The sequence below is a fragment of the Enterobacter sp. K16B genome (genome assembly GCF_020216105.1).
Lineage (GTDB): Bacteria > Pseudomonadota > Gammaproteobacteria > Enterobacterales > Enterobacteriaceae > Enterobacter > Enterobacter sichuanensis.
The window spans coordinates 16,720-34,017 of sequence record NZ_JAIWJZ010000050.1; the positions used below are offsets into that span (position 1 = coordinate 16,720).

Consider the following 17,298-nt stretch of genomic DNA (forward strand, 5'->3'; position numbering starts at 1 on the left):
CGGTGGCGCTACGCTTACCGGGTCTACAATTGGCTCGAAAGTAGGCCGGGTAAGCGCTAACGCGCCACCCGGCTTTTTTTGCGTCATTATTCCACCGAAAATGTGACGCAAGTCATATAGCTCGCTTATTCATCTGGACAGACATTCCTTTTATTCCTCGTTTCGCTTATTCTTGCTGAAGCGTTTCAGTCGATTAAATGTTCGACAATTGACCAATCAATCGCAGTTTGTGACAGCAAGGATTCCCCTTCGGGCGTAGCTGGATTACTCTTTCAGCCACCTCAAACCCAGGGAGTGCTTTGCAGGAGATCTATGACCGTACGCGTAGCGATTAATGGCTTCGGTCGCATCGGGCGTAATGTGGTTCGTGCTCTGTATGAATCCGGACGTCGGGCGGAAATAACCGTGGTGGCAATCAATGAACTGGCGGATGCTACGGGCATGGCGCATTTATTGAAATATGACACCAGCCACGGACGCTTTGCCTGGGATGTGCGCCAGGACAGAGATCAGCTCTATGTGGGTGACGACGCTATTCGTGTGCTGCATGAGAGCAGCATTTCCGGGCTACCCTGGCGCGAACTGGGTGTGGATGTGGTGCTTGACTGTACCGGTGTGTATGGCAACCGCGAACATGGCGAAGCGCATCTCGCGGCAGGTGCGAAAAAAGTCCTGTTCTCCCATCCCGGCAGTAACGACCTCGACGCGACCGTCGTGTTTGGCGTCAACCAGTATGAGCTGCAAGCTGAACACCGCATTGTCTCCAACGCCTCCTGTACCACTAACTGCATTATTCCGGTCATCAAACTGTTAGACGATGCGTATGGCATTGAATCCGGTACCGTGACCACGATTCACTCCGCCATGCACGATCAACAGGTGATTGACGCTTACCACCCGGATTTACGGCGCACGCGTGCAGCGAGCCAGTCAATCATTCCGGTGGATACCAAACTGGCGGCAGGGATCACCCGAATTTTTCCGCAGTTTAATGACCGCTTTGAAGCGATTGCCGTGCGTGTTCCGACGATCAACGTCACCGCCATCGACCTGAGCGTGACGGTGAAAAAACCGGTAAAAGCCTGTGAAGTCAACCAGTTGCTGCAAAAGGCGGCACAGGGGGCATTTCATGGTATAGTTGACTATACGGAATTACCGTTGGTCTCAGTGGATTTTAACCACGACCCGCACAGCGCCATCGTCGATGGTACTCAAACGCGCGTCAGTGGCGCACACCTTATCAAGACGCTGGTCTGGTGTGATAACGAATGGGGCTTTGCTAACCGAATGCTCGACACCACGTTAGCAATGGCCGCTCAAGGTTTCAGGTAAGACGCATCGTGCGTCTGCAAAACTTTAAGAATCAACGAGAGGATTCACCATGTCTGTAATTAAGATGACCGATCTGGATCTGGCTGGTAAACGCGTTTTCATCCGTGCTGATCTGAACGTACCGGTTAAAGATGGCAAAGTGACCAGTGACGCGCGTATCCGTGCATCACTGCCAACCATCGAACTGGCTCTGAAGCAGGGCGCGAAAGTGATGGTTACCTCCCACCTGGGTCGTCCAACCGAAGGCGAGTACAACGAAGAGTTCTCTCTGCTGCCAGTTGTTAATTACCTGAAAGACAAACTGTCCAACCCGGTTCGCCTGGTAAAAGATTACCTGGACGGCGTTGAAGTTGCTGCCGGTGAACTGGTGGTTCTGGAAAACGTTCGCTTCAACAAAGGCGAGAAGAAAGACGACGAAACCCTGTCCAAAAAATACGCTGCACTGTGCGACGTATTCGTGATGGATGCTTTCGGTACGGCTCACCGTGCGCAGGCGTCTACCCACGGTATCGGTAAATTTGCAGACGTTGCGTGTGCCGGTCCTCTGCTGGCTGACGAACTGGAAGCACTGGGTAAAGCACTGAAAGAACCCGCTCGCCCAATGGTGGCTATCGTGGGTGGTTCTAAAGTGTCTACCAAACTGACCGTTCTGGATTCCCTGTCTAAAATCGCTGACCAGCTGATCGTTGGCGGTGGTATCGCGAACACCTTCGTTGCCGCTCAGGGCCACAACGTCGGTAAATCCCTGTATGAAGCAGACCTGGTTGACGAAGCTAAACGCCTGCTGGGTACCTGCGATATCCCGGTTCCAACGGATGTTCGCGTCGCAACCGAGTTCTCTGAAACCGCGACTGCGACCCTGAAATCTGTAAACGACATCAAAGATGAAGAGCAGATTCTGGACCTGGGCGACGTTTCCGCACAGAAACTGGCTGAAATCCTGAAGAACGCAAAAACTATCCTGTGGAACGGTCCTGTTGGCGTGTTCGAATTCCCGAACTTCCGTAAAGGTACTGAAATCGTTGCTAACGCTATCGCAGACAGCGAAGCGTTCTCTATCGCAGGCGGCGGTGACACCCTGGCAGCAATCGACCTGTTCGGTATCGCTGACAAGATCTCCTACATCTCCACTGGTGGCGGTGCATTCCTCGAATTCGTGGAAGGTAAAGTACTGCCAGCAGTAGCAATGCTCGAAGAGCGCGCTAAGAAGTAAGCCATTCAGGGGCAGGGAAACCTGCCCAATTTTCAGCGCGCTTTTAAGAGCTCGCACCTTTTCTAACGGCCGAAGATACAGGACTAAGCAACATGTCTAAAATTTTTGATTTCGTAAAACCTGGCGTGATCACTGGTGATGACGTACAGAAAGTGTTCCAGGTAGCTAAAGAAAACAACTTCGCTCTGCCAGCAGTTAACTGCGTGGGTACCGACTCCATCAACGCCGTACTGGAAACCGCTGCAAAAGTTAAAGCGCCGGTTATCGTTCAGTTCTCTAACGGCGGTGCTGCGTTTATCGCGGGTAAAGGCGTGAAAACTGACATTCCTCAGGGTGCTGCTATCCTGGGCGCGATCTCTGGTGCGCACCACGTACACCAGATGGCTGAACACTACGGTGTTCCTGTTATCCTGCACACTGACCACTGCGCGAAGAAACTGCTGCCGTGGATCGACGGTCTGCTGGACGCGGGTGAAAAACACTTCGCGGCAACCGGTAAGCCACTGTTCTCTTCTCACATGATCGACCTGTCTGAAGAGTCACTGCACGAAAACATCGAAATCTGCTCTAAATACCTGGCGCGCATGGCCAAAATGGACATGACTCTGGAAATCGAACTGGGTTGCACCGGTGGTGAAGAAGACGGCGTGGACAACAGCCACATGGACGCTTCTGCCCTGTACACTCAGCCAGAAGACGTTGATTACGCTTACACCGAGCTGAGCAAAATCAGCCCACGCTTCACCATCGCAGCGTCCTTCGGTAACGTACACGGCGTTTACAAACCAGGTAATGTGGTTCTGACTCCGACCATCCTGCGTGACTCTCAGGAATACGTGTCCAAGAAACACAACCTGCCGCACAACAGCCTGAACTTCGTCTTCCACGGCGGTTCCGGTTCTTCTGCTCAGGAAATCAAAGACTCCGTAAGCTACGGCGTAGTGAAAATGAACATCGATACCGACACCCAGTGGGCAACCTGGGACGGTATTCTGCAGTACTACAAAGCGAACGAAGCTTACCTGCAGGGCCAGCTGGGCAACCCGAAAGGCGAAGACCAGCCGAACAAGAAATACTACGATCCACGCGTATGGCTGCGCGCAGCGCAGACGTCCATGGTGACCCGTCTGGAGCAGGCTTTCAAAGAACTGAACGCGATCGACGTTCTGTAATCAGAGCTGCTAACAGCATCAGAAGGCCCGCAAATGCGGGCCTTTTTTTATGCTTTTTCAATAGCCTGTCGGGCTGGTTTTTGTGATCTGTTTGGCAAATCCGGTGCTTTTTGTTTACCCTTTACTGACCTGCCTGTCTCCACGGGGGATGGATTTTATGTTTGGGTTTAACAAAAGGAAGAATAAATGGAACAACTCGATGTTGTAGACAGCATCAATACCGCCGGTAACTGGCTGGTGCGCAACCAGGCACTGCTGCTGAGCTATGCCGTGAACATTGTCGCGGCGATCGCCATCATTATCGTCGGGATGATCGTGGCGCGTATTGTCTCGAATGCGGTTAACCGAGTGATGCTGGCTCGTCATATTGACGCTACGGTCGCTGATTTCCTCTCCGCACTGGTGCGCTACGGCATTATCGCCTTTACGCTGATTGCAGCCCTGGGGCGCGTGGGCGTACAGACGGCATCCGTCATCGCAGTGCTCGGTGCCGCCGGCCTGGCTATTGGTCTGGCACTGCAGGGCTCGCTGGCGAACCTGGCGGCAGGTGTCTTGCTGGTAACCTTCCGCCCGTTCCGCTCAGGTGAATACGTTGACCTTGGCGGTATTGCCGGAACCGTGCTGCAGGTGCAGATTTTCTCAACGACACTGCGTACCGTTGATGGCCGCATCGTGGTCGTGCCGAACGGGAAAATCATTGCAGGCAATATCATTAACTTCTCCCGTGAACCGGTGCGTCGTAACGAGCTGATTATCAGCGTGGCGTATGACTCCGATATCGATCAGGTGAAGACGCTGATTAGCAACATCATTGCCTCAGACGATCGCATTCTCAAAGACAAAGAGCAGACCGTTCGTCTGAACGAACTGGGGGCATCATCTATTAACTTTGTGGTCCGTATCTGGAGCAAGAGCAGCGATCTGCAAAACGTTTACTGGGACGTGCTGGAGCGCATTAAGCGCGACTTCGACGCCAACGGCATCAGCTTCCCGTACCCGCAGATGGACGTCAACGTCAAAAAAGTCAAAGAAGCAGAATAACTTCATCCTCAGGCCCGGTACGCGCTCGCGCCACCGGGCTTTATTTTTATAAGCCCCGCTAATACCCAATTAATATTATCAATTTCCTCTAATGTGATTCGCGCAGTATAGTCTGCTTCCAGGACAATACAGTGAGAATCTCGTCATGTTATCGTATTACTTTCAAGGGCTTGCATTGGGTGCGGCCATGATCCTTCCCCTCGGTCCACAAAATGCGTTTGTGATGAACCAGGGCATCCGCCGCCAGTACCATCTGATGATTGCCCTGCTGTGCGCGGTAAGCGATTTACTGCTGATCTGTGCCGGCATATTTGGCGGTAGCGCACTGCTGATGCAGTCTCCCTGGCTGCTGGCGCTGGTTACCTGGGGCGGCGTGGCGTTTCTGCTCTGGTATGGTTTTGGCGCGCTGAAAACGGCCATGAGCAGCAACCTCGAACTGGCAAGCGCTGAAGTGATGAAGCAGGGGCGATGGAAGATTATCGTCACCATGCTGGCGGTGACCTGGCTTAACCCGCATGTTTATCTTGATACCTTCGTGGTGCTGGGCAGCCTGGGCGGACAGCTGGACGTTGAACCTAAACGCTGGTTTGCGCTCGGTACGGTAAGCGCCTCTTTCCTCTGGTTCTTCGGGCTCGCGATTCTGGCGGCCTGGCTGGCCCCTCGTCTGCGTACGGCCAAAGCGCAGCGGATCATCAACACGCTGGTGGGCGTGGTGATGTGGTTTATCGCCTTTCAGCTGGCAAAAGAGGGGATTCACCATGTCCGGCAATTGTTCAACTAAGCCTTGTCTTATGGACAACTGAACAAGACGCGCTAAGCTTGCTGGCATGCGCCCTGTTATTGGGGCACTCTTTGCAACATGGAGGAATGACAGTGAAGTTTAAGGTGATGGCCCTGGCGGCATTAGTAAGTTTAGGTGCGGTGTCGGTGCAGGCAAGTGAACTGCCGGATGGCCCGCACATCGTCACGTCAGGCACCGCAAGCGTGGATGCGGTACCCGATGTTGCAACGCTGGCAATTGAAGTGAATGTGGCCGCGAAAGATGCGGCGTCTGCCAAGAAGCAGGCTGACGATCGCGTTGCGCAATACCTCTCTTTCCTTGAGCAGAACGGTGTCGGTAAAAAAGATATCAACTCCGCTAACCTGCGTACTCAACCCGATTACGACTACCAGAACGGCAAAAGTATCCTGAAGGGCTACCGTGCCGTACGTACCGTTGAAGTGACCGTCCGTCAGCTGGATAAGCTGAACGCTTTGCTGGATGGCGCGCTGAAGGCGGGCCTGAATGAAATTCGTTCCGTGTCACTGGGTGTTGCGCAACCGGAGAAATACAAAGACCAGGCACGTAAAGCGGCAATTGATGACGCAATGCACCAGGCACAGCAGCTGGCTGCCGGTTTTAACAGCAAGCTCGGCCCGGTATACAGCGTGCGTTACCACGTCTCTAACTACCAGCCAAGCCCGATGGTGCGAATGATGAAAGCCGATGCGGCGCCGGTATCCGCTCAGGAAACTTACGAGCAGCCGACGATCCAGTTCGACGATCAGGTTGATGTGGTGTTCCAGCTGGAACCCGTTGCTGCACAGCCGAAACCTGCACAATAATCAACAGGCCGGGTAAGGCGTAGCCGCCACCCGGCTTTTCTTTTAATCCTGTCGCAACACCCTATGCCCGTAGGCCAGCAGCGCGTCGGTGACGTTGCGCATCATGCGGCTTTCTGGCGCAAAACGGTGCCAGTAGAGCATCCGGCGCTGATACAGCCCCGGCGTCAAATCAATCAGCTCTCCGCTTTTCAACTCTTTCTCAATCTGCAGATGCGGGATCATGCAGCAGGTCGTGCCCTGACGCGCAAGCTGCACGAAGGCTTCCGATGAGTTAACGATATGACACGGCACGCTGCCCGGCGGCAGGTCAAAGTTTTGCTGCAGGAACGCCTGATGCATATCGTCCAGATGGTCAAACGCCACGGCAGGCGCTTTCAGCAGCGCGGCGCGGGTCACGCCGTTGGGGAAATAGCGCTCGGCAAAGGCTTTTGAACCCACAAACAGGTAATCCAGCGCACCCAGCTGATCGACAAGACAGCTAGGAAGCGCCTGAGGCTGAATACTGACCGCCCCAACCACTTCACCACGACGCAGGCGCTCCTGGGTACGGGTCTCATCTTCAACCTGCAAATTCAGGCGGATAGGGGAGTCCGCTAATACTGGCGCAAGGGCCGGCAGCAGCCAGGTTGCCAGACTGTCGGCGTTAACCGCCAGAGAGAGCAGCAGCGGCGTAGAGCCCGTTTGTTCGTCACCCAGCCACTCATCTTCCAGCAGCTCAACCTGACGCAGCAGGGCGAGGAGCTTTTGTCCTTGCTCCGTTGGGCGAGGCGGCACGGTACGCACCAGCAGTGGCTGGCCGAACATATTTTCGAGCTGTTTGATACGCTGCGATACGGCGGACTGCGTGATGCAAAGCTTTTGCGCCGCGCGCTCAAAACCTCGTTCACGAATAACTGCATCAAGTGCCTGTAGTGTTCTGTAGTCCGGACGTTTCATTGCTCTGGCTGGCTCCTTAATTTTGCTTATTCTGCACTATGACACAATTTTCCCTTCGTGGCAGACGAATTCCATTCGACGTGTTCTATAATGCGCCCTGAGTTTTCACACCACAGGCAAAACGATCATGACGCAGGATGAACTGAAAAAAGCAGTAGGATGGGCCGCTCTCCAGTACGTACAACCGGGCACCATTGTCGGTGTTGGTACCGGGTCGACGGCGGCGCACTTTATCGATGCGCTGGGCACGATGAAAGGGCAGATTGAGGGGGCTGTGTCCAGCTCTGATGCTTCCACGGAAAAGCTGAAAAGCCTCGGCATTACCGTTTTCGATCTGAACGACGTTGATCGTCTGGGCATTTACGTTGATGGCGCGGATGAGATCAACGGCCATATGCAGATGATCAAAGGCGGCGGCGCGGCGCTGACCCGTGAAAAAATCATCGCCTCCGTTGCGGATAAGTTCATCTGCATCGCTGATGCGTCCAAGCAGGTCGATATTCTGGGTAAATTCCCGCTGCCGGTTGAAGTGATCCCGATGGCACGCAGCGCCGTAGCGCGTGAACTGGTCAAACTGGGTGGACGTCCGGAATATCGCCAGGGCGTAGTGACCGATAACGGCAACGTGATCCTCGACGTTCACGGTCTGGAAATTCTCGACGCGATTGCGCTGGAAAATGCCATCAATGGCATTCCGGGCGTTGTCACTGTAGGCTTATTTGCCAACCGTGGCGCGGATGTGGCGCTGATTGGTACGGCTGACGGTGTGAAAACCATCGTAAAATGATCTGACGGGGGGCGCTCACCCCCCGCTAAAAAATTTTTGAAAAGCTAAATTCGGTGACTTGTGTCACGTTTTTACGCCTCGTTTGCCGATCCTGCCACGTACGTAAAATTCCGCAGCATTTTCCTCTGTCATTTCGCCCTGTATGACTTTTCTTCAGAGTGCCGACGCAAACGTTCATATTGCTGCAATAGTTTTTTTTGATATGTTGGCTAGAGCGGATTTCAATCCAGCACAACATCAGTTCAGATAAAATACAGGGTCGGGTAAATGGCAAAGGTATCACTGGAGAAAGACAAGATTAAATTCCTGCTGGTCGAGGGTGTGCATCAGAAAGCACTCGATAGCCTTCGTGCGGCAGGTTACACCAACATCGAGTTCCATAAAGGCGCGCTGGATACTGAAGAGCTGAAAGTAGCCATCCGGGATGCTCACTTTATTGGCCTGCGATCCCGTACCCACCTGACTGAAGATGTGATTGCCGCGGCGGAAAAGCTGGTTGCCATCGGTTGTTTCTGCATCGGTACCAACCAGGTTGACCTGAACGCCGCCGCTAAGCGCGGTATTCCTGTATTCAACGCACCTTTCTCCAACACCCGTTCCGTGGCAGAGTTAGTGATTGGCGAATTGCTGCTGTTGCTGCGCGGTATCCCGGAGGCTAACGCCAAAGCGCACCGTGGCGTCTGGAACAAACTGGCTACAGGTTCATACGAAGCCCGTGGTAAGAAACTGGGTATCATTGGTTATGGCCACATCGGTACTCAACTCGGGATTCTGGCGGAATCTCTGGGGATGCACGTTTACTTTTATGACATTGAAAGCAAACTGCCGCTGGGTAACGCCACTCAGGTTCAACATCTCTCCGACCTGCTGAACATGAGCGATGTGGTCAGCCTGCATGTGCCGGAAAACGCCTCCACCAAAAACATGATGGGTGCGGAAGAACTGGCGCTGATGAAGCCGGGTTCACTGCTGATCAACGCCGCGCGCGGTACGGTTGTCGACATTCCTGCCCTGTGTGATGCGCTAAAACGCAAACATCTGGCAGGTGCCGCGATTGACGTCTTCCCGACTGAGCCTGCGACCAACAGCGATCCGTTTAACTCTCCACTGTGCGAGTTCGACAACGTGATCCTGACGCCGCACATCGGCGGTTCGACTCAGGAAGCGCAGGAGAACATCGGTCTGGAAGTGGCGGGTAAACTGAGCAAATACTCCGACAACGGCTCGACGCTCTCCGCCGTTAACTTCCCGGAAGTGTCTCTGCCGCTGCACGGCGGCCGTCGTCTGCTGCACATTCACGAAAACCGTCCAGGCGTGCTGACTGCCATCAACCAGATCTTTGCTGAGCAGAGCGTCAACATCGCTGCGCAGTATCTGCAAACCAATTCGCAGATGGGCTACGTGGTTATTGATATCGAAGCGGATGAAGACGTTGCCGAGAAAGCGCTGCAGAGCATGAAGGCGATTCCAGGGACGATTCGCGCACGTCTTCTTTACTGATAGTGCGGGCTGTGTGTCGGGTGGCGCTTACGCTTACCCGACCTACAAAGTTCGAGAATTTATGTAGGCCGGGTAAGCGTAAGCGCCACCCGGCTTTATTCTACCAGGTCCAGGTTTTACTGGGCGTTACTACCGCCGGCAACGGCACATCCCACTTCTCGACCGGCAACGATTCCACCGCCTGACAATCATGCGCGTAACCCACCGGCTGTAAACCGTATTGCTGCCAGTTTTGCAGCGTCCGGTCGTAAAAACCGCCGCCCATGCCCAAACGCTGACCCTGTTCATCAAACGCCACCAGCGGCGTGACCAGCACATCCAGTTCGGCAAGCGGCAGCACGTCGCGCACGTCGAGTTTGGGTTCAGTGATTTTCAGACGATTCACCACCAGCTCGCTGTGCGGGTGGTAGTGCAGAAACAGCAGGTTTCCTTTGCTAAACGGATGCAGCACCGGCAGATAGACCTTCTTCCCGGCTCGCCAGAGTTGCTCGATGAGCGGTTGGGTATCCAGTTCACCATCAAACGACAGAAACAGTGCGACCGTATGCGCCATCACAACAGGGGGATACGCCATCATGCGAGCGGCGGCCTGCTGCGCAAAATGCGCTTGCTGTTCTGGAGTTAACGCACGACGGCGTTGACGAATGAGCTGACGAATATCCTGGCGTGAGGCAGAAACTTCAGGGAATTGAGTCATGGTAGTCGGTAGAAGAAAAGAGAGGGAATCTCCGAGATGCCGCCGCAGGCTGTAACCCTTGAACCCTTGGTTCAAGGTGAATGTGTCGTCATAGTTTTAAGGCTTCTCGGACGGACCGAGCATGCTCACCAACCATGGAGCGCCACATTCTTGTGGTATGAAATATCGGCTCAGGGGACTGGCCCGCTTGCGAACATCTCAGAGAAATTTTGTCTTCACAGTTACTCTACCATAGTCAACTGAGAAGTGTTATTCAAACTTTGGTCCCGGTCTTTCGGGATTGCGACCCTGATCAAGCAATGCCTGTTCAATGGTCTGCTGGAGCATTTTAATGCGCTGCTCCATGCTTGCCGCGTAGTCGCGGGTTTTCGCTTTTTCCTGAGTCAGTTCATAGCTGATGTTCAACGCGGCGATGAAAACCAGCTGCTCAGTATTTGTGACTCTAGTGCGTTCTTTTAGATCTTGCAACCGCTGATTCAAATCGTCCGCGGCCTGATTCAAAGCATCCCTTTGTTCAGGCGGACAATTCACTCGCAGTGAACGGCCAAAAATCTGGAGATCGACGGGTTGTGCAGACATGCCACCTTCCTGCTGATTGACTGCGCTGCCTTCGCCTGATGCCCCGGGGGCTGCGAAGGGGCGACACTATAGCTACCCTGATGTGAAGATACAAGCCCTTTTCTGGTATCACCAGGGTCCAAAGTGGTAGCATATCATGAAACTTCCCCCCAATGATGACGAATGCGCATGTCTATACAGAACGAAATGCCTGGTTACAAGGATTTAAACCAGTTACTGAACCAGCAGGGAGTCGGTTTAACCCCTGCCGAAATGCACGGTCTGATCAGTGGCATGCTGTGCGGCGGAAACAGCGACAGCTCATGGCAGCCGCTGATCCACGACCTCACGAATGAAGGGCTGGCGTTTGGTCACGAGCTGGCGGAAGCGCTGCGTAAAATGCATGCCGCCATCAGCGATTCGCTGGAAGACGATGGCTTCCTTTTTCAGCTTTATCTGCCTGAAGGCGACGACGTCAGCGTGTTCGATCGCGCCGATGCGCTGGCGGGTTGGGTAAATCATTATCTGCTGGGGCTGGGCGTCACGCAGCCTAAACTGGATAAAGTAACCGGCGAAGCGGGTGAAGCGATCGACGATCTGCGCAACATTGCCCAGCTTGGCTACGATGAGGACGAAGACCAGGAAGAGCTGGAAATGTCTCTCGAAGAGATCATTGAGTACGTGCGCGTGGCGGCACTGCTGTGCCATGACAACTTTACGCGCTCACAGCCGACCGCGCCGGAAGTCCGCAAGCCAACCTTACATTAAGAAAAATAACGCACAGGAGGGTGTCATGGTTATCTCGAGTCAAGAGTATTCGCGCCGCCGTCAGGCGCTGCTGGCAAAAATGCAGCCGGGCAGCGCCGCGCTGATTTTCGCTGCGCCCGAAGTGACGCGCAGCGCCGACAGCGAATATCCCTATCGCCAGAGCAGCGATTTCTGGTACTTCACCGGCTTTAACGAGCCGGAAGCGGTACTGGTGCTGATTAAGAGCAATGACACTCACAACCACAGCGTGATTTTTAACCGCGTGCGCGATCTGACGGCCGAAATCTGGTTTGGCCGCCGCCTGGGGCAGGAGGCCGCACCGGAAAAACTGGGCGTTGATCGTGCGCTGGCGTTTAGCGAAATCAACCAGCAGCTTTACCAGCTGCTTAACGGCCTCGACGTGCTCTATCACGCGCAGGGCGAATATGCGTACGCCGATGAGATTGTTTTCACCGCGCTGGATAAGCTGCGCAAAGGCTCGCGGCAGAACCTCTCCGCGCCCGCTACTCTCACGGACTGGCGTCCGGTGGTGCATGAGATGCGTCTGTTCAAATCTGAAGAAGAGCTGAACGTGATGCGCCGTGCGGGCGAAATCAGCGCCCTGGCGCACACCCGCGCCATGGAGAAGTGCCGTCCCGGGATGTTCGAATATCAGCTGGAAGGCGAAATTCACCACGAATTTAACCGTCACGGCGCGCGTTATCCCTCTTACAACACCATTGTTGGCGGCGGGGAAAACGGCTGCATTCTGCACTACACCGAAAACGAAAGCGCGCTGCGCGATGGGGATCTGGTGCTTATCGATGCTGGTTGCGAATATCAGGGCTACGCGGGGGATATCACCCGCACCTTCCCGGTGAACGGTAAATTTTCACCGGCACAGCGCGCTATTTACGACATCGTGCTGGAATCCCTTGAGACGGCGCTCAACCTGTATCGCCCGGGGACCTCCATGCAGGAAGTGACCGGCGAAGTGGTACGCATCATGATTACCGGTCTGGTCAGGCTCGGGATCCTGAAAGGGGATGTGGAGACCCTGATTGCTGAAAATGCACATCGACCGTACTTCATGCACGGCCTGAGCCACTGGCTGGGGCTGGATGTCCATGACGTTGGTGCGTATGGCGCCGACCGTTCGCGCGTGCTGGAGCCGGGCATGGTATTAACCGTGGAGCCGGGGTTATATATCGCGCCGGATGCCGACGTGCCTGAAGAATACCGCGGGATTGGCATTCGTATTGAAGACGACATTGTCATTACCGAAACCGGTAATGAAAACCTGACCGCAAGCGTCGTGAAAAACGCTGACGATATCGAGGCGCTGATGGCAGCGGCGCGCGCATGAGCGTGATCATCGTGGGCGGCGGCATGACCGGGGCCACGCTGGCGCTGGCCATTTCGCATTTGACGCAGGGCCAGCTTCCGGTGCACCTGGTGGAAGCCGTTGCGCCAGAGGCGTCGAATCACCCCGGTTTTGATGCCCGCGCCATTGCGCTGGCGCAGGGAACCTGTCAGCAGCTTGCGCGTATTGGTATCTGGCAGGCGATAGCCGACCGTGCCACGGCGATCGGTACCGTTCACGTTAGCGATCGCGGCCATGCTGGCTTTGTCACGCTGGAGGCGCAGGATTACCGTATTGATGCCCTGGGTCAGGTCGTTGAGCTACACGATGTGGGTTTACGTCTGTTCCGCCTGCTTCAGGATGCGCCGGGCGTGACGCTGCATTGTCCGGCACGCGTGGCAAGCGTAAGCCGCAGTGAAGCGTCGGTCAGCGTGACGCTGGAAAACGGCACCGTGCTGGATGGCCAACTGCTGGTCGCCGCAGACGGTTCGCGCTCGGCGCTCGGCACCCAGTGTGGCGTGGAGTGGCGCCAGCAGCCTTACGGGCAGGTGGCGGTTATCGCCAACGTCTCTACTGCTGCAGAACACAACGGCAGGGCGTTTGAACGCTTTACGCAGCATGGTCCGCTGGCGATGCTGCCGATGTCGAACGGTCGCTGTTCGCTGGTCTGGTGTCACCCGCAGGATAAGGCGGAAGAGGTTAAGGCCTGGTCAGACGAACGTTTTTGTACCGAGCTGCAAAAGGCGTTTGGCTGGCGGCTGGGGCGCATTACCCATGCCGGCAAGCGGACGGTATATCCTCTTTCATTAACCACCGCGTCGCAGTCCATCTCCCATCGTCTGGCGCTGGTCGGTAATGCCGCGCAGACGCTGCACCCCATTGCGGGGCAAGGCTTCAACCTTGGGTTACGCGACGTAATGAGTCTGGCAGAAACGCTTTCGCAGGCGTGGGGCGAGCAAAAAGACTGTGGCGCATATCAGGTGCTCAGCCATTACCAGAAACGACGCCAGGCGGATAAAGAGGCGACAATCGGTGTCACCGATGGCCTGGTTCATCTGTTTGCCAATCGCTGGGCGCCGCTGGTTGCGGGCCGCAACCTCGGGCTGATGGCGATGGAACTATTCATACCGGCACGTGACGTGCTGGCGCAGCGGACTCTTGGTTGGGTCGCGCGTTAAGGAGTTATCACCGTGCAAAATGTTGATGTTGCTATCGTTGGCGGCGGTATGGTTGGACTGGCGCTGGCCTGTGGTTTACAGGGCAGCGGCCTGCGCGTGGCGGTGCTGGAACAGAAGCAGCCCCAGCCGGTAGCCCAGGATGCGCCGCCGGAACTGCGCGTCTCGGCAATCAATGCGGCCAGCGAAAAGCTGCTGACGCACCTTGGCGTCTGGCCGGATATCGTGGCGCAGCGCGCCAGCTGCTATCACGGTATGGAAGTGTGGGACAAAGACAGCTTTGGTCATATTGCTTTTGATGATGAAAGCATGGGCTACAGCCACCTTGGCCACATTATTGAGAATGCCGTTATTCATCATGCGCTGTGGCAAAAAGCGCAGTCCTGTAGCGATGTCACCCTGATGGCACCCGCGCAAATCCAGCAGGTGGCGTGGGGGGAAAACGAGGCGTTTATCACCCTGCAAAGCGGCGACATGCTGACCGCGCGTCTGGTGGTGGGGGCTGACGGGGCGAACTCCTGGCTGCGTAATAAAGCCGATATCCCACTGACCTTCTGGGATTACCGTCATCACGCGCTGGTCGCGACGATCCGCACCGAAGAGCCGCACGGCGGCGTGGCGCGGCAGATTTTCCACAACGACGGCATACTGGCGTTCCTGCCGCTTGCCGATCCGCACCTGTGCTCGATTGTCTGGTCGCTGGTGCCGGAGAAAGCCCGGCAGATGCATGAGGCGACGCCGGACGCCTTTAACCAGGCGCTGTGCGTGGCGTTTGATAACCGCCTTGGCCTGTGCACGCTTGAGAGCGAGCGGCAGGTGTTCCCGCTAACTGGCCGTTACGCGCGCCAGTTTGCGGCGCACCGTCTGGCGCTGGTGGGGGATGCAGCGCATACCATTCATCCGCTGGCCGGGCAGGGGGTTAACCTTGGCTTTATGGACGCGGCGGAGCTGGTAGAAGAGCTGCGTCGTTTGCATCGCGAAGGGAAAGATATCGGTCAGCATCTCTATCTGCGTCGCTACGAACGCAGCCGCAAGCACAGCGCGGCGGTGATGCTGGCGGGTATGCAGGGCTTCCGCGAACTGTTTGCCGGTGCCAATCCGGCGAAAAAACTGCTGCGCGACATTGGCCTCAAGCTTGCCGATACCCTTCCGGGTGTTAAACCCCAACTCCTTCGTCAGGCGATGGGTCTGAACGACCTGCCGGACTGGCTACGCTAATTTAGACCCCCGTCACACTTTATTTTCCCGGCCTCTGCGCCGGGGAAATTCCCTCGTTTGAAATATTCTAATTTCACGCCATTTTTCGCATTAGATAATCTAATGTCGCGTTTTTCTGATTGCGGAAATTCAGCCCGTTTTTCCGCATGAAATATCACCATGTGCTAAATCCTGTTAGCGCGATGTTAATTTTGTGCGGGGTTAATCGCATTTTTCCAGTGAATAACTCTGTAGGCTTTTCAGCGTTTTTTGGTCATAAGCTAATGTGATGGCCCGTTTTACCTTATGGTTAACCGCCGGTTTCGGTGGTAAGTTCAGGTAAAAGAGAACGTTTGCGTCGGGCCTGATAACGGGGCCGATACCGGGTTTCACGGTGAATTTTTCAACGAGGACAAGATGGCTCAACAGACTCCTTTGTACGAACAGCACGTGTTATGCGGCGCCCGCATGGTGGACTTCCACGGCTGGATGATGCCGCTGCACTACGGCTCGCAGATTGATGAGCACCACGCGGTGCGCACCGATGCCGGTATGTTCGACGTGTCCCACATGACGATTGTCGATCTGCACGGTAGCCGCACCCGGGAGTTTTTGCGTTATCTGCTGGCAAACGACGTCGCCAAACTAAAAACGCCGGGTAAAGCGCTTTATACCGGCATGCTGAATGCCTCTGGCGGCGTGATTGACGACCTTATCGTCTATTACTTCACCGAAGATTTCTTCCGCCTCGTTGTAAACTCCGCCACCCGCGAAAAAGACCTCTCCTGGATCACCCAACACGCCGAACCGTATGCCATCGACATCACCGTCCGTGACGATCTGTCACTGATTGCCGTGCAGGGGCCGAACGCGCAGGCGAAAGCCGCGTCTCTGTTCAACGATGAGCAGCGTAAAGCCACTGAAGGCATGAAGCCGTTCTTCGGCGTGCAGGCGGGCGATCTGTTTATCGCCACCACCGGCTACACCGGCGAAGCGGGCTACGAAATTGCGATGCCGAACGAGAAGGCCGCTGATTTCTGGCGTACGCTGGTGGAAGCGGGCGTGAAGCCGGCTGGCCTTGGCGCGCGCGATACGCTGCGCCTGGAGGCAGGCATGAACCTCTACGGTCAGGAGATGGATGAAGGCGTCTCTCCGCTGGCCGCTAACATGGGCTGGACCATCGCATGGGAACCGGCTGACCGTGACTTTATTGGCCGTGAAGCGCTGGAGATGCAGCGCGAGAAGGGCACTGAACAGCTCGTTGGCCTGGTGATGAAGGAAAAAGGCGTACTGCGCGGCGAGCTGCCGGTGCGTTTTACCGATGCTGACGGCAATCCTCGCGAAGGCGTGATCACCAGCGGAACCTTCTCCCCGACGCTGGGCTACAGTATTGCACTGGCACGCGTGCCGGCAGGCATTGGCGAAACGGCGGTGGTGCAAATCCGCAACCGCGAAATGCCGGTCAACGTGACCAAACCGATTTTTGTTCGCGCCGGTAAGCCGGTCGCCTAACTATTTTTATCAGGAGAACTTCAATGAGCAATGTGCCAGCAGAACTGAAATACAGCAAAGAACACGAGTGGCTGCGCAAAGAGGCGGACGGCACTTACACCGTCGGGATCACCGAGCATGCGCAAGAGTTGCTGGGCGACATGGTGTTTGTTGACCTGCCTGACGTGGGCACGACCGTGAGCGCGGGCGACGACTGCGCGGTGGCGGAGTCCGTCAAAGCGGCATCCGATATCTACGCACCGGTAAGCGGTGAAATTGTCGCTGTCAACGACGCGCTGAACGACTCCCCGGAGCTGGTCAACAGCGAGCCTTATGAAGGCGGCTGGATCTTCAAGATCAAAGCCAGCGACGAATCGCAGGTTGCCGCGCTGCTGGATGCGACCGCGTACGAAGCCCTGTTAGAAGACGAGTAAGCCATTCTCCCTCTCCCCTTTGGGGAGAGGGAGAAAACACATTCACTGCA

General features: G+C 55.5%; 17 protein-coding genes and 1 other RNA gene. 14 read left to right on the top strand and 4 right to left on the bottom strand.

Annotation, left to right across the window (positions count from 1 at the left end):
* Positions 1 to 312: 312 nt before the first annotated feature.
* From epd to LDK53_RS11380, 6 genes are all read left to right on the top strand, one after another.
* Complete coding sequence (epd, locus tag LDK53_RS11355) at positions 313 to 1,332, top strand: erythrose-4-phosphate dehydrogenase (RefSeq protein ID WP_225287236.1); 1,020 nt, start codon at positions 313 to 315, stop codon at positions 1,330 to 1,332.
* Positions 1,333 to 1,381: 49 nt separating this feature from the next.
* Entirely contained in the window at positions 1,382 to 2,545 is a 1,164-nt protein-coding gene (gene pgk, locus LDK53_RS11360; protein ID WP_023309116.1) for a phosphoglycerate kinase, read from the top strand.
* A gap of 92 nt (positions 2,546 to 2,637) precedes the next feature.
* Positions 2,638 to 3,717 carry a class II fructose-bisphosphate aldolase gene (gene fbaA / locus LDK53_RS11365; RefSeq protein ID WP_008499731.1) on the top strand — a complete coding sequence of 360 codons (1,080 nt, stop codon included), beginning with the start codon at positions 2,638 to 2,640 and terminating at the stop codon, positions 3,715 to 3,717.
* A 186-nt stretch (positions 3,718 to 3,903) separates the two neighbouring features.
* On the top strand, positions 3,904 to 4,758 hold the full coding sequence (mscS, locus tag LDK53_RS11370) for a small-conductance mechanosensitive channel MscS (protein WP_045286591.1): 855 nt from the start codon (positions 3,904 to 3,906) through the stop codon (positions 4,756 to 4,758).
* Positions 4,759 to 4,903: 145 nt separating this feature from the next.
* Entirely contained in the window at positions 4,904 to 5,539 is a 636-nt protein-coding gene (gene argO / locus LDK53_RS11375; protein ID WP_225287237.1) for an arginine exporter ArgO, read from the top strand.
* 92 nt (positions 5,540 to 5,631) lie between these two features.
* Complete coding sequence (locus LDK53_RS11380; RefSeq protein WP_025757736.1) at positions 5,632 to 6,363, top strand: oxidative stress defense protein; 732 nt, start codon at positions 5,632 to 5,634, stop codon at positions 6,361 to 6,363.
* A gap of 42 nt (positions 6,364 to 6,405) precedes the next feature.
* Here the strand turns inward: LDK53_RS11380 and argP are convergent, their stop codons facing one another.
* Positions 6,406 to 7,299, bottom strand: a complete 894-nt coding sequence (argP, locus tag LDK53_RS11385) for a DNA-binding transcriptional regulator ArgP (RefSeq protein WP_104556525.1) — start codon at positions 7,297 to 7,299, stop codon at positions 6,406 to 6,408.
* A gap of 127 nt (positions 7,300 to 7,426) precedes the next feature.
* Between argP and rpiA the strand changes: the two genes are divergently transcribed.
* Positions 7,427 to 8,086 (top strand): ribose-5-phosphate isomerase RpiA, encoded by a 660-nt coding sequence (rpiA, locus tag LDK53_RS11390; protein WP_032672491.1) that lies wholly within the window; start codon positions 7,427 to 7,429, stop codon positions 8,084 to 8,086.
* A 267-nt stretch (positions 8,087 to 8,353) separates the two neighbouring features.
* Positions 8,354 to 9,586, top strand: a complete 1,233-nt coding sequence (serA, locus tag LDK53_RS11395; protein WP_045286590.1) for a phosphoglycerate dehydrogenase — start codon at positions 8,354 to 8,356, stop codon at positions 9,584 to 9,586.
* Between the two features lie 100 nt (positions 9,587 to 9,686).
* On the opposite strand, the gene LDK53_RS11400 is transcribed toward serA, so the two are convergent.
* The 3 genes from LDK53_RS11400 to zapA form a co-directional block, all read right to left on the bottom strand.
* Positions 9,687 to 10,283 carry a 5-formyltetrahydrofolate cyclo-ligase gene (locus LDK53_RS11400; protein ID WP_225287238.1) on the bottom strand — a complete coding sequence of 199 codons (597 nt, stop codon included), beginning with the start codon at positions 10,281 to 10,283 and terminating at the stop codon, positions 9,687 to 9,689.
* A 24-nt stretch (positions 10,284 to 10,307) separates the two neighbouring features.
* Positions 10,308 to 10,491: non-coding RNA, 6S RNA (gene ssrS, locus LDK53_RS11405), on the bottom strand.
* A 41-nt stretch (positions 10,492 to 10,532) separates the two neighbouring features.
* A complete protein-coding gene (gene zapA / locus LDK53_RS11410) occupies positions 10,533 to 10,862 on the bottom strand; it encodes a cell division protein ZapA (protein WP_006811891.1) in 330 nt (109 codons plus the stop codon).
* 168 nt (positions 10,863 to 11,030) lie between these two features.
* Between zapA and LDK53_RS11415 the strand changes: the two genes are divergently transcribed.
* The 6 genes from LDK53_RS11415 to gcvH all read left to right on the top strand — a co-directional run bounded on the left by LDK53_RS11415 (position 11,031) and on the right by gcvH (position 17,248).
* On the top strand, positions 11,031 to 11,609 hold the full coding sequence (locus tag LDK53_RS11415) for a YecA family protein (protein WP_024906571.1): 579 nt from the start codon (positions 11,031 to 11,033) through the stop codon (positions 11,607 to 11,609).
* Positions 11,610 to 11,640: 31 nt separating this feature from the next.
* The gene (gene pepP, locus LDK53_RS11420; protein ID WP_095452450.1) at positions 11,641 to 12,954 is read left to right on the top strand and encodes a Xaa-Pro aminopeptidase; all 1,314 of its coding nucleotides are present in this window, start codon (positions 11,641 to 11,643) and stop codon (positions 12,952 to 12,954) included.
* A complete protein-coding gene (ubiH, locus tag LDK53_RS11425; protein WP_047959426.1) occupies positions 12,951 to 14,129 on the top strand; it encodes a 2-octaprenyl-6-methoxyphenyl hydroxylase in 1,179 nt (392 codons plus the stop codon). The genes pepP and ubiH overlap by 4 nt, the downstream gene beginning before the upstream one ends.
* 12 nt (positions 14,130 to 14,141) lie before the next feature.
* Positions 14,142 to 15,344: an FAD-dependent 2-octaprenylphenol hydroxylase gene (gene ubiI, locus LDK53_RS11430; RefSeq protein WP_095441219.1), complete on the top strand. Its 1,203-nt coding sequence runs from the start codon at positions 14,142 to 14,144 to the stop codon at positions 15,342 to 15,344.
* Positions 15,345 to 15,740: 396 nt separating this feature from the next.
* Positions 15,741 to 16,835, top strand: coding sequence for a glycine cleavage system aminomethyltransferase GcvT (gcvT, locus tag LDK53_RS11435; protein ID WP_225287239.1), 1,095 nt, complete (start codon positions 15,741 to 15,743; stop codon positions 16,833 to 16,835).
* A 23-nt stretch (positions 16,836 to 16,858) separates the two neighbouring features.
* The gene (gcvH, locus tag LDK53_RS11440; protein ID WP_094919342.1) at positions 16,859 to 17,248 is read left to right on the top strand and encodes a glycine cleavage system protein GcvH; all 390 of its coding nucleotides are present in this window, start codon (positions 16,859 to 16,861) and stop codon (positions 17,246 to 17,248) included.
* The last annotated feature ends 50 nt before the right edge of the window (positions 17,249 to 17,298 follow it).